The sequence below is a fragment of the Streptococcus mitis genome (assembly GCF_019929545.1).
Lineage (GTDB): Bacteria > Bacillota > Bacilli > Lactobacillales > Streptococcaceae > Streptococcus > Streptococcus mitis_BU.
Map to the genome: position 1 here is coordinate 1 of NZ_JAHZPT010000002.1, position 19,364 is coordinate 19,364.

Sequence of the window (19,364 nt, forward strand, 5' to 3'; positions counted from 1 at the left end):
TTGAATGTGCCAACTAAATGAGACACATACAGTTGATTTTTTCTTTTGTGATAAGAGTGGAGTTTTTAGAGGTGCCCAATAGAATTAAAAGAAATTATAGAAAATATAAAAAAAGAAATCCCTGTTTTAGATTCTTCTAGTGATTATTGGCTAGTGCGTGCTAACTCTGGAGAATATTATACGGATTTTAATCTAAATGGCTATATAGGTATTGGATGGAATGAGATTACCCTTGAAGATATTAGACGAGCAGATAATAACTCCAATGTATTAAAAGAAATTTTAAAAGAAAAACTAACATTTCAAGATGACTTAGAACCATCTGAAAACAAATATGGTATCACTGCAGGCCAACTGCTTCGCTTTGTAAATAACATTAAGAAAAACGATATAGTTGTTGTCCCATCTGAAGGATCTGAACGATTTTTAGTCGGTAAAGTTACTGGACCACTTTACGAACTCGATCAATATGAGCTTGAACAATACAAAAGTGAAGAGTTGACTCATAGTCGATCTGACTTTGCAAAAAGGTGGAAAATCCATTGGTTAGGATGGTTTAATCGTTCCGATGCAGACAGCGCATTGTATAAAATGATTTATTCTCATGCAACACTATCAAATATAAATGATTATAAACCGTTCATTAACCGCGCACTTTTCCCTTGCTATATTGAAGACGAAAAACTATATATTAGCTACCATGTAACAGAAGAAAAAGATATTCAAGGGGTTTATTTGGGTCAATTTGTTTATCAATATTCTCTATTAACAAGGTTGCTTTTCCCTGAAACACGAGTAGATTCAAAAATAAATGTACAGTCCGAGGGTATTATAGAACTTATTACGCATACTGTAAACTATGGGCTTATAATTTCAATGATACTTGGTGGAGCAATTGTTCTGACAAGTGGGGGGAAACTAAAGGTTATGGGATTAGAACTTGAAGTCCCAGGATTAATAAATACGTATCAAGACTATCAAAAAAACAAACTCGACCGGATTAAGCAAGCAAAAGAACTAGCTGATGAACTCGGTGTCCCAATATCTGAATTAGGAATTCGTATTCCGAGAAAACTAACAGCTGCTATAGAAAACAAATCAGTTGTACAACAGGCTACTAGTAATCCACCAGGTAATTTTGAGGAATAAAAAAGTCTAACATCAGTTAGACTCGAAAGAAATAATTTTTTTTAATAAAAATGTGACAAGTGTAGTTATCGCTATTGAAAGATAGCTATTTGTGATGTAAATCGTAGTTATTGAGAAAAAAATCTTGAAAATTAAGAGAAATATAAATGTCGATACAATAAAATTTTTTAACTCTTTTTTTAACATATTTTTTCCTCCTCTCTCTTTTTAAATAATTATAACATAAACAAGTAAAAACAACTGTTTCCAAAATGGAAATAGTTGACAATAATAAAAATAAATTTAACAAAAATACCTTGACAAAATTTAAATAATACAGTAAAATGGAGATAATTTAAGAAAAAAGTGTCAATAACTCTACGGGGTCTGATGCGGAAGAAGTCTTCTCCATTTACTTGGAGGAGGCTTTTTTTGAAACCATTTAAAGATTTAGAAGAACAACTTGATGTGCTCAAAGATAGAAATCTTGCTATCACCAATAGAGAGCGTACATTAAAATATTTATTGAGTAACAACTACTACAATATCATTAACGGATACAGTAAATTCTTTCAGATAACAGATAGTGATAATTATATAGAGGGCGTCACTTTTGATGAAGTGGCTTCTCTCTATACTTTCGATAAGGATATTAAGAGAGCTATCTTGCAATCTATACTTGAAGCAGAACATCATATAAAATCTATTACAGCTCATAGATTTGCAGAGGCTTATCAAAATCAACAATATGCTTATCTCAACACTAAAAATTATGACAACGATAAAATCCTTGATGTAGGCTATATCATATCTAGACTCTCTAAAATTGTGAACTATAATAAAAATAAACGTGGAACTTCAATCAACCACTACTATACTAATCACAAAGATGTCCCGATATGGGTTTTAACTGACTACTTGGAATTTGGTGATACACGAAACATTATCAAAAATTTGCCAACGAGCCTACAAAATAAAATTGCAAAGGATTTAGTTAGTTTTTTAAAAACAAATAATCCCGATTTCACTGGTGTGTTCCCTCCAGAAACTATGATCTCTTTTTTAAAAAATATCAACCAAACAAGAAACGTATGTGCTCACAATAACAGACTACTAAATTATAATTGTACTGCAAATAGTGTTTACTTTGCTCCTATCCATGATGACTTCAACTTACAAGACGACGATTCCAGAAAATCAGTCTACTCAACAGTTGTCAGCTTACAGTGCTTCATCAGCGGAGAAGAGTTCAATCGTTTGTGGAATACTCTCAGAAAAAAAGTTAGAAAACTTGAAAACAAACTAAAATCCGTTGATATAAACATCATAAATGCTACATTAGGATTTCCAAATAATTGGCACCGCAAGGAACCGAGAAAATAAATAAAACCAACTGTTTCCATTTTGGAAATAGTTGACATATAAAAAACGGAAATAAAAAAATGTGCAATAACTGATCCACATTAAAAGCTGAGAGAGGTTTCATTATGAATGAAGAACGCAAAGTTTTAGGTATTTTGGCTATTATTTTTGGAGCGATTGCTCTATTTGGGTCTTGGATGCCTATTATTAACAATCTATCTTTTGTTATTGCTATCTTAGCGCTTATATTAGGCTTGATAGGTCTAGCTATCAACAGAAAAAGACCAAAAACGTTGGCTATCATTGGTACAGTTTTAGCAGTCGTATCAATGGTTATTGTTATCGCTACGCAATTGATGTATGCCCGTGCTTTGAACAACGCTGCTAAAAACGTTGAAGAAACTGTCAGCTCAGTAAGTTCTTCTATCGAATCATCACAAAAAGAAGAGGATGCTAAATTTAACTGGACAAAAGAACAGTTTGACGCTCTTCAGATGGGTGACATCATGAATTATGGAGCTGGTGGAACTAACTACGATGATATTGTTAGTGTTCATGGAGAACCAAATAGCATAAACACTACTACTGTTAATGATCATGAAAGCAGAACAGTTTCATATTCTTCAGCAGGAACAAAAATCCGAAGCGTTACTTTGACATTTAGCAAACAAGAAAGTGGTGCTTATTTATTGACTGCTAAAGTCGGCATCGGATTGGAATAAATTTATTTTCATGATATAATTAAGTTACTTAGAGGTTTACCCTCAAGATTTTAAACTTTGCACCATAGCGTGCCAGGGGAAGTAACTTAACCGTTGCTTCCCTTTTCAAAACCAAAAAAATCCCCACGCTCTCAAACTTTGGCGAGTCTGAGCGTGAGGATGTACTGTATAAGGAAACGACCATTAAAAAGGTAGTTTTCTTGTACCCATTTTATCAGGAAATGAGGTAAAAATCAATGGAAATCAAGTCTTATAAAAAGAAAAACGGAGAGACGGCTTTCGGTTTTAGAATCTACGTCGGAAAAGAAAACGGAAAAGACAAGTATATAAAACGAAGAGGATTTGCTACAAAGGCTAAAGCAAGGGCAGCGCTACTTCAACTTCAGGACGATATCGAGAGTGGCGAACAAAGTAGGAAAGAAATCACGGTTGAGGAAATCTCAAAAAAATGGCTTAAAGATTATTCTGAGACAGTGCAAGAAAGCACCTATATCAAGACATCTAGGAATTTCAAGAATCACATCTATCCAGCTTTCGGCAATAGAAAGATAGCCACGATAACTCCGCTTCAAATGCAGGAACAGGTCAACGAGTGGTCCAAGAAATTAGTCTACGGTCGTAAGTTAAAGGGATTGATGAATAATGTTTTTAAGTATGCAATCAGACATGGTTACATTGATACCAATCCAGTAGACAGAGTGATTACATCAACAAGAAAGAAATCAGATAACAAGAGCGACTTCTATAGCAAAGACGAACTTAAAAAATTTTTAAAACTTGTCTCCAAAACAAAGGATCTAGAGAAGATAACTCTATTCCGTCTTCTGGCCTTCACAGGGGCACGAAAAGGGGAGATTTTAGCCCTTGAGTGGAATGACTGGACAGATAATACTCTTGACATAAATAAGGCCATTACAAGAGGTTTTGCAGGCGAAGAGATAGGCAATACCAAAACGGTAAGCAGTAATCGACTAATCAGTCTGGACAAGAAAACAAAAAGTATTTTGAAAAAATGGAAAAAGCAAAATCCAAACACCAAATACATTTTTGAAAATGAATTTAAAAAGCCAATTCCAAGCACTCTTCCTAGAAAGTGGCTTATCAAAATTGTGGAAGGTAGCGACCTACGTCCAATTAAAATCCATGGATTCAGACATACACATGCCAGCCTTTGTTTTGACGCTGGTATGACTTTGAAGCAAGTCCAACATCGGTTAGGACATTCCGACTTGAAGACGACCATGAACGTTTATACTCACATAACTAAGCAAGCAAAGGATGACATCGGAGAACGCTTTGCCAATTATATTAATTTTTAAACACAACAGACCTTCTTCAAAAAGAGGGTCTGTTTTAGGGTCTGTCTTTTTCGCAAAAGAATACCAAGGAATACCAAACTCAAAAATAAAAAACGTTGATTTAACAACGTTTTACCAAGGAATGCAAAAGAATGCAAAGGAATAATGGAGCCGGTGGGAGTCGAACCCACGTCCAAACACCTGCCAACATATTTGTCTACAACCATAGGTTATGTATTAATTTAACAGTCCCTCGACACATAACTCAAGCCTAGAAACTGCGAGTCTATCAATCTCTTATCAAGTCGCTAGACAAGACTTGATCGTATCTCGCTAATAATAAGACCTGTCATTGAACACGAGCAATCCAAATCGGGTCACGCCTGCTGGTTTTTAGGCAGCTAGAGCGTAAGAAGTGTTATTTTTTGCAGTTATATTTAACTGAGCGTTTACGTCGCTACACGAGTCGCAAAATATGCCTCATAATGCCTGTCGAATCCGTAACGACCCCAAAAGACAATAAAACCATTATACCTTATCTAACTCCAAAATGCAAAAAGGAAATTAATTAACTAGAAAAGATAGTCTTTCAAAGCTTTGGTCAAAACTTGATAACCAGCAACACTGAGGTGCAGCCCATCAGTAGTATATTCTTTTTTTAGTTGGCCTGCCTGGTCTGTCAAACTATCAAAAACTGGCACAAATTCTACCTGCATATAGGCAGAAGCAAGCTCTTGATAGGCTTGATTCCAGTTCTGAATTTTTTCATTCGTGCGGATATAGACTGTCTGCTTATACTCCTCACCCTCATTGACTGGCAAAATGGAAAGCAGTTTCATCTCAGTCAATGGATAATCGCGAGCAATGGATTGTATGATAGCTTCGAGGTTATTGAGAGCCTCATTCAATGGAACATCTTTTCCGATATCATTTGTCCCAATCAAAAGGACAATTTTATCTACTGCTCCACCATAAAGATGCGCATCAAGATTTTCTAATAACAGCCCTGTCTGATAGCCACGAATTCCTCGATTGACAATCGTCTTTGAAGTCCCAAATAGTTCCTGCAGAGGATAGTATTCGACAATGGAATCCCCAATAAAAAGAATGTCTGGCTCTACAACTGAAACCTGATTTAAGTGACGATACTTGGTTTGGATTTTACCCTGTTCCTTTAGGAGCCAATTTTCTAATATCTGTACTGCCACTTCATTCTCCTTTTTCTAACCAGTTTTCCAAGACTTGATAAACTCCTCCTTGGCTGTTGGCTGGCGCTAGAGCAGTCGCCACAGCTTTGGCTTTTTCATCAGCATTTTCCATCGCATAGGCAATTCCAGCCATTTCAAGCATTTCAACATCATTTTCACTGTCACCAAAAGCCATAATTTGTTGGGGGTTCAATTCCCAACGCTTGAGTAATTCTTCCAAGCCCCATGCTTTATGAATTCCAGCTTGAAGGATATCAATGCAACCATAGCCACTCGATACAGCCCGAACACGGCCATCAAAGAGGTCATTGATTTCTTCCAAGACCGAACTCAAACGTTCCTCACCAACAACCATACTCATCTTGAGCACACCACCAAAGAGGTCAGAGGTTAATTCATCCACAAAATGCATCCGTTGGTAGAATTTTTCAATCATTTCTGAAGTCATAAAACTTTCAAGGTCTGTAAAAATCGTACCTTCCTTGACGAAACCACCCTTCATAGACGTTACAACAAACTGGTCCTGACACGCTCGACCATTGAAATGAGCCAAGGCCTTATCAACAATGGCATCATCCCAAGTCTGAGCCTGAATCAGTTCATTGTTTTCAAAAATACGAGCACCGTTTGCAACAACCAGAACCACCCGATCGACCAAGTGCTCCAGTAGTTGCCTCATTCGGTGAATTTCATTGCCCGTCGCGATGACAAAACGAATACCCCTTTGATCCAACTGATCTAAAATCTTTTCCAAACGTGGGAGATCAAGCTGGCCTCTAGCATCCAGCAAGGTCCCGTCCATATCTGTTGCAATTACCTTAATCGTCATTTACTTTCCTCTGGATTCAAGCTAGTCCCACTTCAATCCCACATGTTCGTTCATTTCTTTGTAGGCTGTATCAATTCGTTCCTTAGTCGCTTCATCTAACTGGTCACGATGACTACCACCCTCGATAAAATCTTCTAAGATATAGGTTTGGTAAAGGAAGAGTGGATAACCTTCTGGAGAATAGGTTCCTTTCGGTGTACGGTTTACCCAAGAAGGATGTGCTTTGGCAGTTTCGATTGTCGTCTTACCGGCTTTTTTCTTAATAGTCACATCCATGAGCACGCCACGCTCTGTCCACTTAGCATTCTCTTCATCTTGCATGGTTTCAATTCGTTGATTGGAAATGAAGTTCCCCATTGAATAGATAATGAGTTTCTTGTCTCCATCTTTTTCAACCGTTTCAGATGGTTCAACAACGTGAGGATGCCCTCCAAAGATGATATCAGCCCCCCAATCAATCATCTTGTGATAAAGAGCTTTTTGTTCTTCAGTTGGTTCCAATCGATACTCAACACCCATCTGAGGCATGATAATGGTGATATCTGCTTCCTTCTCTGCACGTTCAATTTCAGCCTTCATCTTGTCTTCATTTAGGTCTGAAAGATAGCGGTTATAGTCTTCTTGAGAAATACTTTGCTCAATTCCATTAAAACCATAAGAATAGGCCAAAAGTGCAACCTTGATGCCGTTCACTTCCTTGATAACCAGTGGAGCTTGATCACGGGACTCATGCGTATACACTCCAATAGGTGTCATTCCTGCCTTCTCAATAGCATCTGCTGTTGAAACCACACCTTCTATTTGTGAATCTAGGATATGGTTATGCGCCAAGTCTAGCACTTGATAACCGGCATCCTTGATAGCATCCATAACTTCGCCAGGTGCATTAAAGAGAGGATAACCTGCCAAATAGTGGTCCTTGTTAACAGTACCTTCAAAATCACCTATAATCAAGTCTGCTTGTTTGAGCCATGGTTTCACATAATCAAAATTTTCATGAAAATCATAGGTTCCATCTTCTTTTAAAGCAGAACGATAGATGGGAATATGATAGAGGAGGTCTCCGTTTGCCATAATTCTAGCAGTTTTTTCCTCTTCCTGATCTTTAGCATTTTGATTCGTCTTATTTACTTCTTGAGAAATGGCATCCTTTTTTTGACTGGTTAAGGGAATTCCTTGGAAACTTTCAAACAACAAGACCAAGCCCATTGATAAAGCAACTGCTAGCAAAAGTATCGCCACAAATCCCTTATTACTCCACTTGCGATAACTCCTAAAAAAGTTTACAAACCCCCTCATAAAACGAAAAACTGGTCCACGTTTATGTCTATCCTGTCTTCTTTGCATCTTCATTCTCCCTACTTTCTAATGCAAGCCTTTTCTTTTTATTATATCACAGATAAGTAATTCTTTCACAATTGAATCGAACCTACAAGGCATTTTCTATAAAAGCTCGATGCCGTAATGCTTTCAATCCTTGTTATTTTGTGATATCATGTAGAAGTAATGAAAGGAGAGAAAATGTCTGCTATAGAACGTATTACAAAAGCTGCTCATTTAATTGATATGAACGATATTATCCGCGAGGGGAATCCGACTCTTCGCGCGGTTGCTGAGGAAGTCACTTTCCCCCTATCTGATCAAGAAATCATTCTTGGCGAAAAGATGATGCAATTCCTCAAACATTCCCAAGATCCTGTCATGGCTGAAAAAATGGGGCTCCGCGGTGGAGTTGGACTTGCTGCTCCTCAATTGGATATCTCAAAACGTATTATCGCTGTTTTGGTGCCAAACATTGTCGAAGAAGGCGAAACTCCTCAGGAAGCTTACGACTTGCAAGCTATTATGTACAATCCAAAAATCGTCTCTCACTCTGTTCAAGACGCTGCTCTTGGCGAAGGAGAAGGGTGCCTTTCTGTTGACCGCAACGTGCCTGGCTATGTTGTTCGCCATGCCCGCGTTACTGTTGACTACTTTGACAAGGATGGAGAAAAACACCGTATCAAACTCAAAGGCTACAACTCCATCGTTGTTCAGCATGAAATTGACCACATCAACGGCATCATGTTTTACGATCGTATCAATGAAAAAGACCCATTTGCAGTTAAAGATGGTTTACTGATTCTAGAATAAAGAAAATCCCGTTGCAAGACGGGGTTTTGTGTTATAATAGAGGCATGAAAACAAATGATATTGTCTATGGCGTCCACGCCGTCACCGAAGCACTCCTTGCAAATACTGGCAATAAACTCTACCTTCAAGAAGATCTCCGAGGTAAGAATGTTGAGAAAGTCAAAGAACTGGCCACAGAAAAGAAGGTGTCCATTTCTTGGACTTCAAAAAAATCCCTCTCTGAGATGACTGAAGGTGCTGTTCACCAAGGTTTTGTTCTACGAGTGTCCGAATTTGCCTATAGCGAGCTGGACCAAATCCTTGCCAAAACACGCCAAGAAGAAAATCCTTTGCTATTGATTCTGGACGGGTTAACCGACCCCCATAATCTTGGTTCTATTTTGAGAACAGCAGATGCGACCAACGTTTCAGGTGTCATCATTCCCAAGCACCGTGCTGTCGGAGTTACTCCTGTCGTTGCTAAAACGGCCACAGGTGCTATTGAACACGTTCCCATTGCCCGAGTAACCAACCTCAGTCAAACTTTAGATAAACTCAAGGATGAAGGCTTCTGGACCTTTGGAACAGATATGAACGGCACCCCTTGCCACAAGTGGAATACAAAAGGGAAAATCGCCCTCATCATCGGAAATGAAGGAAAAGGCATCTCTAGCAACATTAAAAAACAGGTTGATGAAATGATTACCATACCTATGAATGGACATGTTCAAAGCCTTAATGCCAGTGTTGCTGCAGCCATTCTTATGTACGAAGTTTTCCGAAATAGGCTATAAAAAAGTTTCCAGTCATCTGATTGGAAACTTTTTATGATTAGCTATGTTCGGTGATAAACTTGTAGGCTTCTTGACCAGCGATAGCCCCATCTCCAACTGCTGTTGTTACTTGGCGAAGGTCTTTCTGGCGAACATCCCCAACCGCAAAGATACCGTCAACGCCAGTTTTCATGTGATTATCTGTCACAATCCAGCCTGCCTGGTCTTGAATATTCAAATCTTTGACAAAATCGCTAACTGGATCCAAACCAACATAGATAAAGACACCACCGAAGGCTTGCTCTGTCACTTGACCAGTTTTCACATTCTCAAATACGACAGATTCTACTCGGTTTTCACCCTTAATTTCCTTGACGACAGAGTCCCAGATAAAGTTGACTTTCTCATTTGCAAAGGCACGGTCTTGCAAAACATTTTGGGCACGAAGTTGGTCACGGCGGTGAACAATAGTGACAGTCTGGGCAAAGCGAGTCAAGAAGAGAGCTTCTTCGACAGCTGAATCTCCCCCACCGACTACGAGCAAATCTTGGTCACGGAAGAAAGCACCATCACACACGGCACAGTAAGAAACACCACGACTATTGAGTTCTTCTTCTCCAGGTACTCCCAAAGGACGGTGTTTAGAACCAGTCGCTACGATAACTGTTCGTGTTTCGTATGTTTGGTCATCAGTAATCACTTTCTTAAAATTACCATGGTCTTCAACATTTTCAACATAACCATAAAGATGCTCCACTCCAAGGTTTTCAAGTGGTTCAAACATCTTTTCAGCCAATTCAGGTCCACTGATGTTGGCATAACCTGGATAGTTTTCAATATCAGATGTGTTGTTCATTTGCCCACCTGGCAGACCACCTTCAATCAAGGCTACTTTCAGATTGCTGCGAGCGGCATATAAGGCAGCAGTCATTCCCGCAGGTCCAGCACCGATAATAATAGTATCGTACATATAAATTCCTTCTTTCTTGTTGTAATTTTCTTTATTCTAACTCATTCTTGCTAGTCACGCAAGGATTATGCCTTGAAAACCAAGAGTAAACTCATGACGGCAAAGGATAACACTGGAACGACCAGAACTCCAATCATAATCATATCATAGAGATGAGCTTGGCGAGCTTTGGCTGTCTTGTCCACACCAGACATGGCTCTCAATCCAATCCAAATCCCCAGAAAAATCACGACAAGGATGGTCGTTAAGATCAAACTCTCGAAATACAAAGAAAATAGATGCAGTAGCATGATCTCTCTCGTTTCTATCTTTTTTAAAGAGTAAACTCAGCTAGTCCAACTAACTGAGTTTTCCTTTTTCTATTATATCAAATATAAGTCCGTTTGTAACTAGCAAAGAATTCTTTTGTCCGCTCTTCTTTCGGATGATTGATGATTTCATCCGGTGTGCCGGACTCGATGATTTTCCCTTTATCTAGGAATAAAACCTTGTCTGCCACTTGGGCTACAAAAGACATATCGTGACTGACCAAAATCATGGTCTGGCCTGACTTGGCTGCATCTGCAATAGACTTTTCTACCTCACCGACCAATTCTGGGTCAAGGGCTGAAGTTGGTTCGTCTAAGAGCAAGACATCCGGTTTCATAGCAAGCGCACGCGCGAGAGCAACCCGTTGCTTTTGCCCACCCGACAAATGACGAGGGTAATGGTTTTCACGGTCAGAAAGTCCAACCTTAGCCAACTCTTCCTTGGCGATTTTTGTTGCTTCCTCGTCCGATAATTTTTTAACGACAACCAAGCCTTCCTTGACATTGTCAAGAGCAGTTCGGCGTTCAAACAAATTAAACTGTTGGAAAACCATAGATAACTTGCGACGAAGGGTTAGGATCTCCTCTTGGCTAATCTGAGAAAAATCAACTTTAAAATTGTCAATCTGAATTGTTCCACTATCTGGAGTTTCAAGGTAGTTCAAACTACGAAGAAAGGTTGATTTCCCAGCTCCTGAAGAACCAATCAAGGCTACAACTTCGCCTTTTTGAATATCCAAGTTCAGATGATCCAAGACAGTCTGTCCTGAAAAGGATTTGCTTAAATTCGAAATCTTAATCATTAACGAAGGTCTCCTTTCACATCTGTTTGCACTGTATCGGGTGCAGAAATAGCCATTTTTCTCTCGATGAAACGACCGAGGCTTTCAATTCCGATATTGACTACCCAATAAACAAGGGCAACGGAGATGAAGCGTTCAAAGTAACGATAATCGGCACCACCCAAAATCTGAGCTTGGGCAAAGACTTCCACAACACCCGCACTAAAGGCTAGGGAAGTTCCCTTGGTCAAGCCAATTAGGGAATTGATTAAGGTTGGAGTGGCCACAACTGCTGCATTTGGAATGATCACGCGACGATAAACTTGTGCTCGGGTCATCCCCAGACTACGTGCCGCCTCAATCTCACCAGGATTGACTGAGAGAATGGCTGCACGAATGGTTTCACTAGCATAAGCTGCCTCATTGAAAGCAAAGGCGACAATCGCAAAAGCAGCGGCTGGAATCGCATTGATATTGAGACCAGTTCCCCATTGCTGATTGAGAGCTTTCAAAGCCAAAGGGATTCCGTAGTAGGTCAACATGAGTTGCACCAAAATCGGTGTCCCTTTTAAGAAACTAACAAAGAATGCCTGCAAGGGATATAAAATTTTGACACGATTGATTTTCACAATGGCAAAAAGAAGCGCCAAAACCAAGCCAAAAAGGGCACCACCAATTGTCAACATAATCGTTGTTGGAAGTTGTTGGACAATTCTCGGAATCCCATCAAAGACCGAACGCAAGCTAAACAGCTTGCCATCCGGAATCAATTGCATCAAGTTTTGGTACCAATCTGATGCTAAAATCGCTGTAACATTCATAAAAACATCCTCTCCTGATAATGATTCATTCTACCATACTTCTGCCGTCAATGAAATTATTTGCTACGGTCAGGTACAGACTTTGTCTACCTACTAGTTTATCATACTTTGAAACAGGGAGGCTATATATTTTATCTATCAAAGAGATAGATAAAAACTATTTCAATCCCAATTCTTCGTAAGCTTTTCGATAACCGATTTGCTTAACAGTTCCATTGTCCACTAAAATCGGTCGTTTTAACAACATTCCGTCGCTTGCTAGCAACTCAGCTGCTTCTTGGTTTGACAGGCTTCCTACCTTATCTTTCAGCCCCAATTCACGGTATTTGATTCCACTGGTGTTGAAAAATTGCTTTAGCTCGAACCCTGAGGTTTCTAGCCAGTTTAAAATGACTTCTTGACTAGGTGTTTCTTCCACGATGTGAACAGCTTTGTAGTCCACTCCTAATTGATTTAATTCTTGTTTTGCTTTTTTACAAGTTGAACATTTTGGGTATTCGATAAATTCTAACATGTTTTTCACTTTCTATTGTTTCTATCTTTAAAATCTGCGCCTTCATGCTCCAATAGCCATGCTTTCTTTTCCATTCCTGCAGCATAACCTGTCAGACGCTTGCCTGCGCCCAGCACACGATGACAAGGTACTAGGATAGACCAAGGATTGCGCCCCACTGCTCCACCAATTGCTTGAGCAGAAGCCACTTGCAGGTCTTGGGCTATTTGTCCATAGGTCACTGTCTGACCATAAGGAATTCTCTGTAAATAGGACCAAACTCGCTTTTCAAAATCCGTTCCGATTGGAGCCAAAGGCAAGTCGGATAAATCCTGAGGCTTGCCTTTAAAGTAAGCATCTAAGCAAGCAATAACTGGATCTAAAATGGGATGACTAACAACTGCTTCTATCGTTTCATCTCCTAGTCCCCTCTCAAAATGCTTCTGCTCCTGCACCCAAATGCCATACAGATATTGCTCGTCGGCAACCAAAGACAAGGTTCCTATTGGCGAAGAGTAGAGCATTTTTACGTACTTCTTTTGCATTATTTCTTCAATTTTTGATAGGCCAAGCGTTCACCATCAACTGGAACCTTACCAACCTGTTTAAATCCGAGTTTTTCAAAAATATGTTGCATAGCTTTGTTTTCTGCATGCGTATCTGAACGAAAATCAAGATAATCAAATCCTTCAATTAAGCCCTCTAAGAAGGTTTGAGCAACGCCCTGTCCCTGCACATCTGCTGCCACAGCAATACGATGAAAGACTAGATATTCTGACTCTCCAGCTTGCCAGTTGCCTTCATAAATGGCTTCATAGGCTTCCTCTGGACTCTTGGTCACAGCAGCATAGGCTAATAGTTCTCCCTCTTCCAAGGCTACATAGGCTTGACCTGAGATAATATCCTCAATAATAATACCAGCATTTGGATAACCATTTTGCCACTGGTCACTACCAGCATCCGCTAAACATTTTTTAGCATCCTCCATCACCTGCATGATGGCATCTACTTCATTTGGAAAAGCTAAACGAATCTCCATCTTTTCTCCTCATTTCTGACTAGTTTCTCCCATCATAGCATAATTTAAGTCTTTCTACAAGCAGTTAAAACTTGACTTTCTGTTTTTATTATTTTATAATCCAGTTATTAAAACTAGATAAAAAGGAGTTGGAAATGAAAACTACCTTTTCCTACCCAAAATGGGCAGAAATTCCAAACATTGACCTCTATCTGGACCAGGTTTTACTCTATGTCAATCAGATCTGCGCCCCTATCTCTCCTGATAAAGACAAGGGCCTGACAGCATCCATGGTCAACAATTATGTGAAACATGGTTACCTGACAAAGCCTGACAAGAAAAAATACCAACGCCAACAGATTGCCCGTTTGATTGCTATCACAACCCTCAAATCTGTATTTTCTATTCAAGAAATAGCTCAGACACTTAATACTCTCCAAACTCAAGCAAGTTCAGACCAACTCTACGATGCTTTTGTGGACTACATGAACCAAGGAATTGACCCAGCTAACCCCATTATCCAAACCAGCTGCCAAACCGTTAAACTCTATCATCAAACCCTAGCCTTAATCGATCATACTCAAGAGGAGGTAATCCAATGAACACCAGCCTAAAGCTCAGCAAACAACTCAGTTTTGGAGAGGAGATTGCTAATAGCGTGACCCATGCCGTAGGTGCAGTCATCATGCTCATCTTACTGCCTATTTCATCCACCTATAGTTATGAAGCACACGGATTTTTATCATCTATAGGTGTATCCATTTTCGTCATCAGTCTCTTTCTCATGTTTCTATCGTCCACCATTTACCACTCTATGGCCTATGGTTCGACCCACAAATACGTCTTGCGAATCATTGACCATTCGATGATTTATGTTGCTATTGCAGGCTCTTATACACCTGTCGTACTGACTTTGATGAATAACTGGTTTGGCTATCTGATTATTGCGATCCAGTGGGGAACGACCATCTTCGGAATCCTCTATAAAATCTTTGCTAAAAAGGTCAATGAGAAATTTAGCCTTGCTCTTTACCTGATTATGGGCTGGTTGGTTCTAGCTATCATTCCTGCCATTATCAGTCAAACAACGCCAATTTTCTGGAGTCTCATGGTAACTGGCGGACTCTGTTATACTGTTGGGGCTGGATTTTACGCCAAGAAAAAACCTTATTTCCACATGATTTGGCATCTCTTTATCCTAGCAGCATCTGCCCTCCAATACATCGCCATTGTTTATTACATGTAAAAAAGTTGAGAAATTCAATCTCAACTTTTTTCTTTACACATATTGATAAAGTACTGGTGCAAGCGCACATCATCAGTCAATTCTGGATGAAAAGAAGTTACCAACATATTTTTTTCTTGGGCTGCAACGATTTGATTATCAACTGTTGCTAAAATTTCTACATCTTCTCCAACACTACTGATAATTGGACCACGAATAAAGGTCATTGGAATCTGACCGACTCCCTTACATTCTGCTTCCGTGTAGAAACTTCCTAATTGGCGCCCATAGGCATTGCGCTCAACCACCATATCCATAGTTCCTAGATGACTCTCTTCCTGAGAAGCAATTTCCTTAGCCAGCAAAATTAAACCCGCACAGGTTCCAAACACTGGTAAACCAGATAGAATTACTTCTCGGATGGGAATCAGCATGTTCTGGTCTCGTAAGAGCTTGCCCATGGTTGTAGACTCTCCTCCAGGTAATATCAAACCCGACAAATCACTCTGATATTGTTGAAAATCATCTAAATTTCTGATTTCAACACTCTCGACACCTAATCGATCTAGCACTTTTTCATGTTCTGCAAAGGCACCCTGCAAGGCCAATATTCCAATTTTCATCTATTTTCCTCTCTCAGCCATGAGAATTTGGATTTCATTTTCATTGATACCAACCATGGCTTCTCCTAAATCTTCAGAGATTTGAGCCAAAATTTGAGGATTTCGGAAATTGGTTACCGCTTTGACAATGGCACTCGCTCGTTTAACAGGATCTCCTGACTTGAAAATACCTGAACCGACAAAGACACCCTCTGCCCCTAATTGCATCATCAACGCAGCATCTGCTGGCGTTGCAACGCCTCCAGCCGCAAAGTTTACAACTGGCAATTTTCCATGTTCATGGACGTATTGAACCAATTCTACAGGTACCTGCAAGTCCTTAGCAGCAACATAAAGTTCGTCCTCTCGTAAGTTTTGAATACGGCGAATTTCCTGATTCATCATACGCATATGACGAACAGCTTGAACAATGTCTCCTGTCCCTGGTTCTCCTTTGGTACGAATCATAGAAGCACCTTCAGCGATACGACGCAAGGCTTCTCCCAAATCCTTAGCCCCACAGACAAAAGGAACTTGGAATTCTTTTTTGTCCACATGGAAACGGTCGTCTGCTGGAGATAAAACTTCACTCTCATCGATATAGTCAATCTCAATAGCCTCTAAAATCTGAGCCTCAACAAAATGCCCGATTCTGACCTTAGCCATTACTGGAATGCTAACTGCTTCTTGGATTTCCTTAATCATCTTTGGGTCACTCATGCGGGAAACCCCACCAGCTGCACGAATATCAGCCGGAATCCGCTCCAAGGCCATCACAGCTGCCGCACCAGCAGCTTCTGCAATACGGGCCTGTTCAGGATTCTGAACGTCCATGATAACCCCACCCTTGAGCATCTGTGCCAAGTTTTTATTTAGTTCATAACGATTTTCAGTCATTTATTTTATCCTCATTATTTATATTGGTAGCTACCATTTCATTTTAAGTTAGATTAGAATGAATCACAAGATAAAAAAAATGTAATTGTATGGGTACATATTGACTAAAAAACTATCTGACCTTAACTTAAGGCCAGATAGTTCATCAAATTTTATTTTTCAGCTGTAAGTGCAGCCATTGTGATGTAGTTGTATGGTTTGTTGAAGTGTGGCAAGAAGAATAGGTCTGTCAATGCCAATTTATCAATTGTTACATGCTCTTGGATAGCAAGTGAGAACATGTGGATTCCCATGCTGATTGCAGAATCGTGTGAAACCATTTGTGCACCAAGAATTTCACGGCTATCTTTGTCAAAGACAATCTTGATGGCAACTTCATGGTTATCATGTTTCATAAATTCTGGTTTTTGAAGATCGTTAAAGCCAGTTTCAGTCGCGTTGTAACCTGCTGCTTTTGCTTTTTCAAGAGTCAAACCAGTTGAAACCATGTGAAGACCGTAGATTGATATACCGTTTGAACCTTGTACACCGATTCCTTCCAATTCATGTCCACAAGCGTTGTAAGCACCAACGATACCAGTACGAACAGCATTTGAAGCAAGGGCGATGTAACTTGTATCTTTACGAGCATTGTCATAAACAGTCGCACAGTCACCTACTGCGTAAACGCCTGGGATAGATGTTTCTTGTTTTTTGTCTACAAGGAAGGCACCGTTACGGAATAGTTCAATTTTTCCATCAGCAAGGGCTGTGTTTGGACGGAAACCAACTGCAAGGATAACCATATCCACATCAAAAGTTTCTTTATCAGTAATCAAGCGTTCAACTTTACCGTCACCCTCGATTGCTTTAACAGTTTGACCAAGCGCCAAGCGGATGTTGTGGTCTTCCAAGTTCTTCGCCATCATTTGTGTGAAGTCTTTGTCATAGTAACCGTTCAAAACAGTATCAACGATATCAACAAGGACAACTTCTTTTCCAAGACGTTCAAAGGCTTCAGCAAGTTCAACACCGATATAACCACCACCAACAACGGCGATTCGGTCAAGGTGTTGACTCTTATCAGACAATTTGTGAATCACTTCTTCAGCGTTTTGGTACAATTTAACGAATTGTACATTTTCAAGAGTTGCTTTAAATTCGCGGTTTCCTTTAACAATTTCAACACCTTCGATTGGTGGCAAGATTGGTGTAGAACCTGTAGCGAAAATCAATTTATCGTATGATTCTTTGTGCTCTTTCCCTTCAACTTCTGCTGTAACTACTTTGTTATCATAGTCGATTGAAAGAACTGGTGAATTCATGTATACCTTAGCACCTTTAGCTTCCAATTTTTCTTTATCAGAATAGAACAAGCCTTCAGCACCGTCAATTTGTTCACCGATCCAAAGGGCCATTCCACATCCTAGGAAAGAGATGTTAGAATTTTGGTCGAATACAACAATTTCGTTCTCATTTCCAAAATTATCCAACATAGTATTAATACATGCTGTACCAGCGTGGTTAGCACCAACTACAACGATTTTACTCATAGAAAAATTCCTACCTTCAATTTTAAATTTACCTTTCTAGTATAACATTTACTGTTAGCGTTTACAAGAGTTTAGCTAATTTTCCCGTTTTTTTTGTAAAAAAATGTAAATAATCTGTATTTTATCAGTCTTTCTTACAATTACTCTTTATTTTCTGAGCATATTTCTTGACAAGTTTACAAATTTTATTTGTGAAAACGCTGACTTTATGGTATGCTAGTATCATGAAAAGAAAATGTAAGGGGTTAAATTTAATATAAATTTACTATATTTCAGCCTTCTTTTCATAAAAGAAAGGAGTTGGTAGCTTGCCTCTTAGTTCACATTCCGAACGGCTAATGGGGACTACTATCACTATTTCATTAGTAGATGAGCGAGCCGATAGCTTGCTCCAAAAATCCTTTGATTTGCTCAAAGAGCTTGAATACCGCTTCAATGCCAATAGTCAAGAATCTGAGTTGATGGAAATCAATTATCAAGCTGGAATAGCTCCTGTCAAAGTTCATCCAGACCTGTTTGAACTGATTTCACTTGGATTAGAGCATAGCCTAGCGCCCTCTAGTCATCTCAACATCAGCATTGGTCCCTTGATTCAAACCTGGCGTATCGGTTTTTCAGATGCCAAAGTGGCCCAACTCCAAGAAATTGAATCAGTGCTACCTTTAATCAATCCTCATTCTATCGAGTTAGATTCTTCTACTTCCACTGTGTTTTTAAAACAGAAAGGAATGAAGATAGACCTAGGTTGTTTAGCCAAGGGTTATAGTGCGGATAAGGTTGCCCAATTTCTTAGAGAAGAGGGAGTGACATCTGCCTTGATTAATCTGGGAGGGAATATCCTGACTATTGGAAAAAATCAGGCAAGAGGGGATCAGCCTTGGCAAATTGGGATTCAAGACCCAGCCAATCCGAGGGGAAATCACTTAATGACCATCCCTGTTGTCAATAAATCTGTCGTGACTTCAGGCATTTATGAACGTCACCTGACTGTCGATGGAAAAGATTACCATCATATTTTTGACAGCCAAACAGGTTATCCTGTTGAAACGGAACTAGCGAGTCTAACAATCATCTCTGATAAATCAGTTGATGGTGAAATCTGGACAACTCGTCTATTTGGAGAAAGACCTGCTTCTATCCTCTGGCAAGTTGAAAGTTTGGAGGGCATCGAAGCTATCCTCATCGATAAGGAAGGTCACCTAAGCTGTTCTTCAGGAATTCCAACTCTATAGAAACAAATGTTTCAATGGAGTTTTAAAATCGTATTATGTAAAAAGAGAAAGG

At 39.5% G+C, this 19,364-nt stretch carries 22 protein-coding genes and 1 other RNA gene; 9 read left to right on the forward strand and 14 right to left on the reverse strand.

The genetic code is table 11. The features are described 5' to 3' along the window. Positions 1-153: 153 nt before the first annotated feature. The 4 genes from K1I71_RS00785 (at position 154) to K1I71_RS00800 (ending at position 4,531) form a co-directional block, all read left to right on the forward strand. Positions 154-1,149 carry a hypothetical protein gene (locus K1I71_RS00785; protein ID WP_223329926.1) on the forward strand — a complete coding sequence of 332 codons (996 nt, stop codon included), beginning with the start codon at positions 154-156 and terminating at the stop codon, positions 1,147-1,149. A 411-nt stretch (positions 1,150-1,560) separates the two neighbouring features. Then, entirely contained in the window at positions 1,561-2,511 is a 951-nt protein-coding gene (locus K1I71_RS00790; protein ID WP_045607155.1) for an Abi family protein, read from the forward strand. A 104-nt stretch (positions 2,512-2,615) separates the two neighbouring features. Continuing rightward, on the forward strand, positions 2,616-3,212 hold the full coding sequence (locus K1I71_RS00795; RefSeq protein ID WP_223329927.1) for a CD20-like domain-containing protein: 597 nt from the start codon (positions 2,616-2,618) through the stop codon (positions 3,210-3,212). Between the two features lie 236 nt (positions 3,213-3,448). Next, positions 3,449-4,531 carry a tyrosine-type recombinase/integrase gene (locus tag K1I71_RS00800; RefSeq protein ID WP_045607158.1) on the forward strand — a complete coding sequence of 361 codons (1,083 nt, stop codon included), beginning with the start codon at positions 3,449-3,451 and terminating at the stop codon, positions 4,529-4,531. 142 nt (positions 4,532-4,673) lie between these two features. Here K1I71_RS00800 and ssrA read toward each other — a convergent pair. From ssrA to K1I71_RS00820, 4 genes are all read right to left on the reverse strand, one after another. Continuing rightward, positions 4,674-5,021, reverse strand: a transfer-messenger RNA (tmRNA) gene (gene ssrA, locus K1I71_RS00805). A 61-nt stretch (positions 5,022-5,082) separates the two neighbouring features. Next, a complete protein-coding gene (locus tag K1I71_RS00810; RefSeq protein ID WP_045607159.1) occupies positions 5,083-5,718 on the reverse strand; it encodes an SGNH/GDSL hydrolase family protein in 636 nt (211 codons plus the stop codon). A 1-nt stretch (position 5,719) separates the two neighbouring features. Next, positions 5,720-6,547 (reverse strand): HAD family hydrolase, encoded by an 828-nt coding sequence (locus K1I71_RS00815; protein WP_045607161.1) that lies wholly within the window; start codon positions 6,545-6,547, stop codon positions 5,720-5,722. Positions 6,548-6,568: 21 nt separating this feature from the next. Further along, on the reverse strand, positions 6,569-7,894 hold the full coding sequence (locus tag K1I71_RS00820) for a CapA family protein (RefSeq protein WP_317628043.1): 1,326 nt from the start codon (positions 7,892-7,894) through the stop codon (positions 6,569-6,571). 174 nt (positions 7,895-8,068) lie between these two features. Between K1I71_RS00820 and def the strand changes: the two genes are divergently transcribed. Next, a complete protein-coding gene (gene def, locus K1I71_RS00825) occupies positions 8,069-8,680 on the forward strand; it encodes a peptide deformylase (RefSeq protein WP_001272956.1) in 612 nt (203 codons plus the stop codon). A gap of 44 nt (positions 8,681-8,724) precedes the next feature. After that, the gene (gene rlmB, locus K1I71_RS00830) at positions 8,725-9,453 is read left to right on the forward strand and encodes a 23S rRNA (guanosine(2251)-2'-O)-methyltransferase RlmB (protein WP_045611907.1); all 729 of its coding nucleotides are present in this window, start codon (positions 8,725-8,727) and stop codon (positions 9,451-9,453) included. A gap of 37 nt (positions 9,454-9,490) precedes the next feature. Here rlmB and trxB read toward each other — a convergent pair whose 3' ends face one another. The 7 genes from trxB to K1I71_RS00865 form a co-directional block, all read right to left on the reverse strand. Then, positions 9,491-10,402: a thioredoxin-disulfide reductase gene (gene trxB / locus K1I71_RS00835; protein ID WP_223329928.1), complete on the reverse strand. Its 912-nt coding sequence runs from the start codon at positions 10,400-10,402 to the stop codon at positions 9,491-9,493. Between the two features lie 65 nt (positions 10,403-10,467). Then, complete coding sequence (locus K1I71_RS00840) at positions 10,468-10,692, reverse strand: DUF4059 family protein (RefSeq protein WP_000924294.1); 225 nt, start codon at positions 10,690-10,692, stop codon at positions 10,468-10,470. A gap of 77 nt (positions 10,693-10,769) precedes the next feature. Further along, complete coding sequence (locus K1I71_RS00845) at positions 10,770-11,513, reverse strand: amino acid ABC transporter ATP-binding protein (protein ID WP_000590992.1); 744 nt, start codon at positions 11,511-11,513, stop codon at positions 10,770-10,772. Next, complete coding sequence (locus K1I71_RS00850) at positions 11,513-12,313, reverse strand: amino acid ABC transporter permease (RefSeq protein WP_223329929.1); 801 nt, start codon at positions 12,311-12,313, stop codon at positions 11,513-11,515. The genes K1I71_RS00845 and K1I71_RS00850 overlap by 1 nt, the downstream gene beginning before the upstream one ends. A 157-nt stretch (positions 12,314-12,470) precedes the next feature. Then, a complete protein-coding gene (locus K1I71_RS00855; protein ID WP_223329930.1) occupies positions 12,471-12,827 on the reverse strand; it encodes an arsenate reductase family protein in 357 nt (118 codons plus the stop codon). A 5-nt stretch (positions 12,828-12,832) separates the two neighbouring features. Further along, positions 12,833-13,351: a methylated-DNA--[protein]-cysteine S-methyltransferase gene (locus tag K1I71_RS00860; RefSeq protein ID WP_223329931.1), complete on the reverse strand. Its 519-nt coding sequence runs from the start codon at positions 13,349-13,351 to the stop codon at positions 12,833-12,835. Next, entirely contained in the window at positions 13,351-13,845 is a 495-nt protein-coding gene (locus tag K1I71_RS00865) for a GNAT family N-acetyltransferase (RefSeq protein WP_223329932.1), read from the reverse strand. Before K1I71_RS00865 ends, K1I71_RS00860 begins: the two co-directional genes overlap by 1 nt. 134 nt (positions 13,846-13,979) lie before the next feature. On the opposite strand from K1I71_RS00865, the gene K1I71_RS00870 reads away from it, so the two are divergent. Further along, the gene (locus K1I71_RS00870; protein WP_223329933.1) at positions 13,980-14,426 is read left to right on the forward strand and encodes a DUF1836 domain-containing protein; all 447 of its coding nucleotides are present in this window, start codon (positions 13,980-13,982) and stop codon (positions 14,424-14,426) included. Continuing rightward, a complete protein-coding gene (gene trhA, locus K1I71_RS00875; RefSeq protein WP_001097996.1) occupies positions 14,423-15,070 on the forward strand; it encodes a PAQR family membrane homeostasis protein TrhA in 648 nt (215 codons plus the stop codon). Before K1I71_RS00870 ends, trhA begins: the two co-directional genes overlap by 4 nt. 20 nt (positions 15,071-15,090) lie before the next feature. Here trhA and pdxT read toward each other — a convergent pair whose 3' ends face one another. From pdxT to nox, 3 genes are all read right to left on the reverse strand, one after another. Beyond that, the gene (pdxT, locus tag K1I71_RS00880; RefSeq protein ID WP_223329934.1) at positions 15,091-15,672 is read right to left on the reverse strand and encodes a pyridoxal 5'-phosphate synthase glutaminase subunit PdxT; all 582 of its coding nucleotides are present in this window, start codon (positions 15,670-15,672) and stop codon (positions 15,091-15,093) included. After that, entirely contained in the window at positions 15,673-16,548 is an 876-nt protein-coding gene (gene pdxS, locus K1I71_RS00885) for a pyridoxal 5'-phosphate synthase lyase subunit PdxS (RefSeq protein WP_000138517.1), read from the reverse strand. Between the two features lie 152 nt (positions 16,549-16,700). Continuing rightward, positions 16,701-18,080: a H2O-forming NADH oxidase gene (gene nox / locus K1I71_RS00890; RefSeq protein WP_023948278.1), complete on the reverse strand. Its 1,380-nt coding sequence runs from the start codon at positions 18,078-18,080 to the stop codon at positions 16,701-16,703. 308 nt (positions 18,081-18,388) lie between these two features. On the opposite strand from nox, the gene K1I71_RS00895 reads away from it, so the two are divergent. Next, entirely contained in the window at positions 18,389-19,312 is a 924-nt protein-coding gene (locus tag K1I71_RS00895; RefSeq protein WP_223329935.1) for an FAD:protein FMN transferase, read from the forward strand. Positions 19,313-19,364 lie beyond the last annotated feature (52 nt).

Excerpts from the sequence above, each read along its gene's own strand:
- nox (WP_023948278.1), bottom strand. The coding sequence starts at position 18,080 with ATGAGTAAAATCGTTGTAGTTGGTGCTAACCACGCTGGTACAGCATGT.
- K1I71_RS00795 (WP_223329927.1), top strand. The coding sequence starts at position 2,616 with ATGAATGAAGAACGCAAAGTTTTAGGTATTTTGGCTATTATTTTTGGA.
- def (WP_001272956.1), top strand. The coding sequence starts at position 8,069 with ATGTCTGCTATAGAACGTATTACAAAAGCTGCTCATTTAATTGATATG.
- pdxS (WP_000138517.1), bottom strand. The coding sequence starts at position 16,548 with ATGACTGAAAATCGTTATGAACTAAATAAAAACTTGGCACAGATGCTC.
- K1I71_RS00800 (WP_045607158.1), top strand. The coding sequence starts at position 3,449 with ATGGAAATCAAGTCTTATAAAAAGAAAAACGGAGAGACGGCTTTCGGT.
- K1I71_RS00845 (WP_000590992.1), bottom strand. The coding sequence starts at position 11,513 with ATGATTAAGATTTCGAATTTAAGCAAATCCTTTTCAGGACAGACTGTC.
- K1I71_RS00855 (WP_223329930.1), bottom strand. The coding sequence starts at position 12,827 with ATGTTAGAATTTATCGAATACCCAAAATGTTCAACTTGTAAAAAAGCA.
- K1I71_RS00860 (WP_223329931.1), bottom strand. The coding sequence starts at position 13,351 with ATGCAAAAGAAGTACGTAAAAATGCTCTACTCTTCGCCAATAGGAACC.
- rlmB (WP_045611907.1), top strand. The coding sequence starts at position 8,725 with ATGAAAACAAATGATATTGTCTATGGCGTCCACGCCGTCACCGAAGCA.
- K1I71_RS00815 (WP_045607161.1), bottom strand. The coding sequence starts at position 6,547 with ATGACGATTAAGGTAATTGCAACAGATATGGACGGGACCTTGCTGGAT.
- trhA (WP_001097996.1), top strand. The coding sequence starts at position 14,423 with ATGAACACCAGCCTAAAGCTCAGCAAACAACTCAGTTTTGGAGAGGAG.
- pdxT (WP_223329934.1), bottom strand. The coding sequence starts at position 15,672 with ATGAAAATTGGAATATTGGCCTTGCAGGGTGCCTTTGCAGAACATGAA.
- K1I71_RS00870 (WP_223329933.1), top strand. The coding sequence starts at position 13,980 with ATGAAAACTACCTTTTCCTACCCAAAATGGGCAGAAATTCCAAACATT.
- K1I71_RS00865 (WP_223329932.1), bottom strand. The coding sequence starts at position 13,845 with ATGGAGATTCGTTTAGCTTTTCCAAATGAAGTAGATGCCATCATGCAG.
- K1I71_RS00850 (WP_223329929.1), bottom strand. The coding sequence starts at position 12,313 with ATGAATGTTACAGCGATTTTAGCATCAGATTGGTACCAAAACTTGATG.
- trxB (WP_223329928.1), bottom strand. The coding sequence starts at position 10,402 with ATGTACGATACTATTATTATCGGTGCTGGACCTGCGGGAATGACTGCT.
- K1I71_RS00820 (WP_317628043.1), bottom strand. The coding sequence starts at position 7,894 with ATGCAAAGAAGACAGGATAGACATAAACGTGGACCAGTTTTTCGTTTT.
- K1I71_RS00840 (WP_000924294.1), bottom strand. The coding sequence starts at position 10,692 with ATGCTACTGCATCTATTTTCTTTGTATTTCGAGAGTTTGATCTTAACG.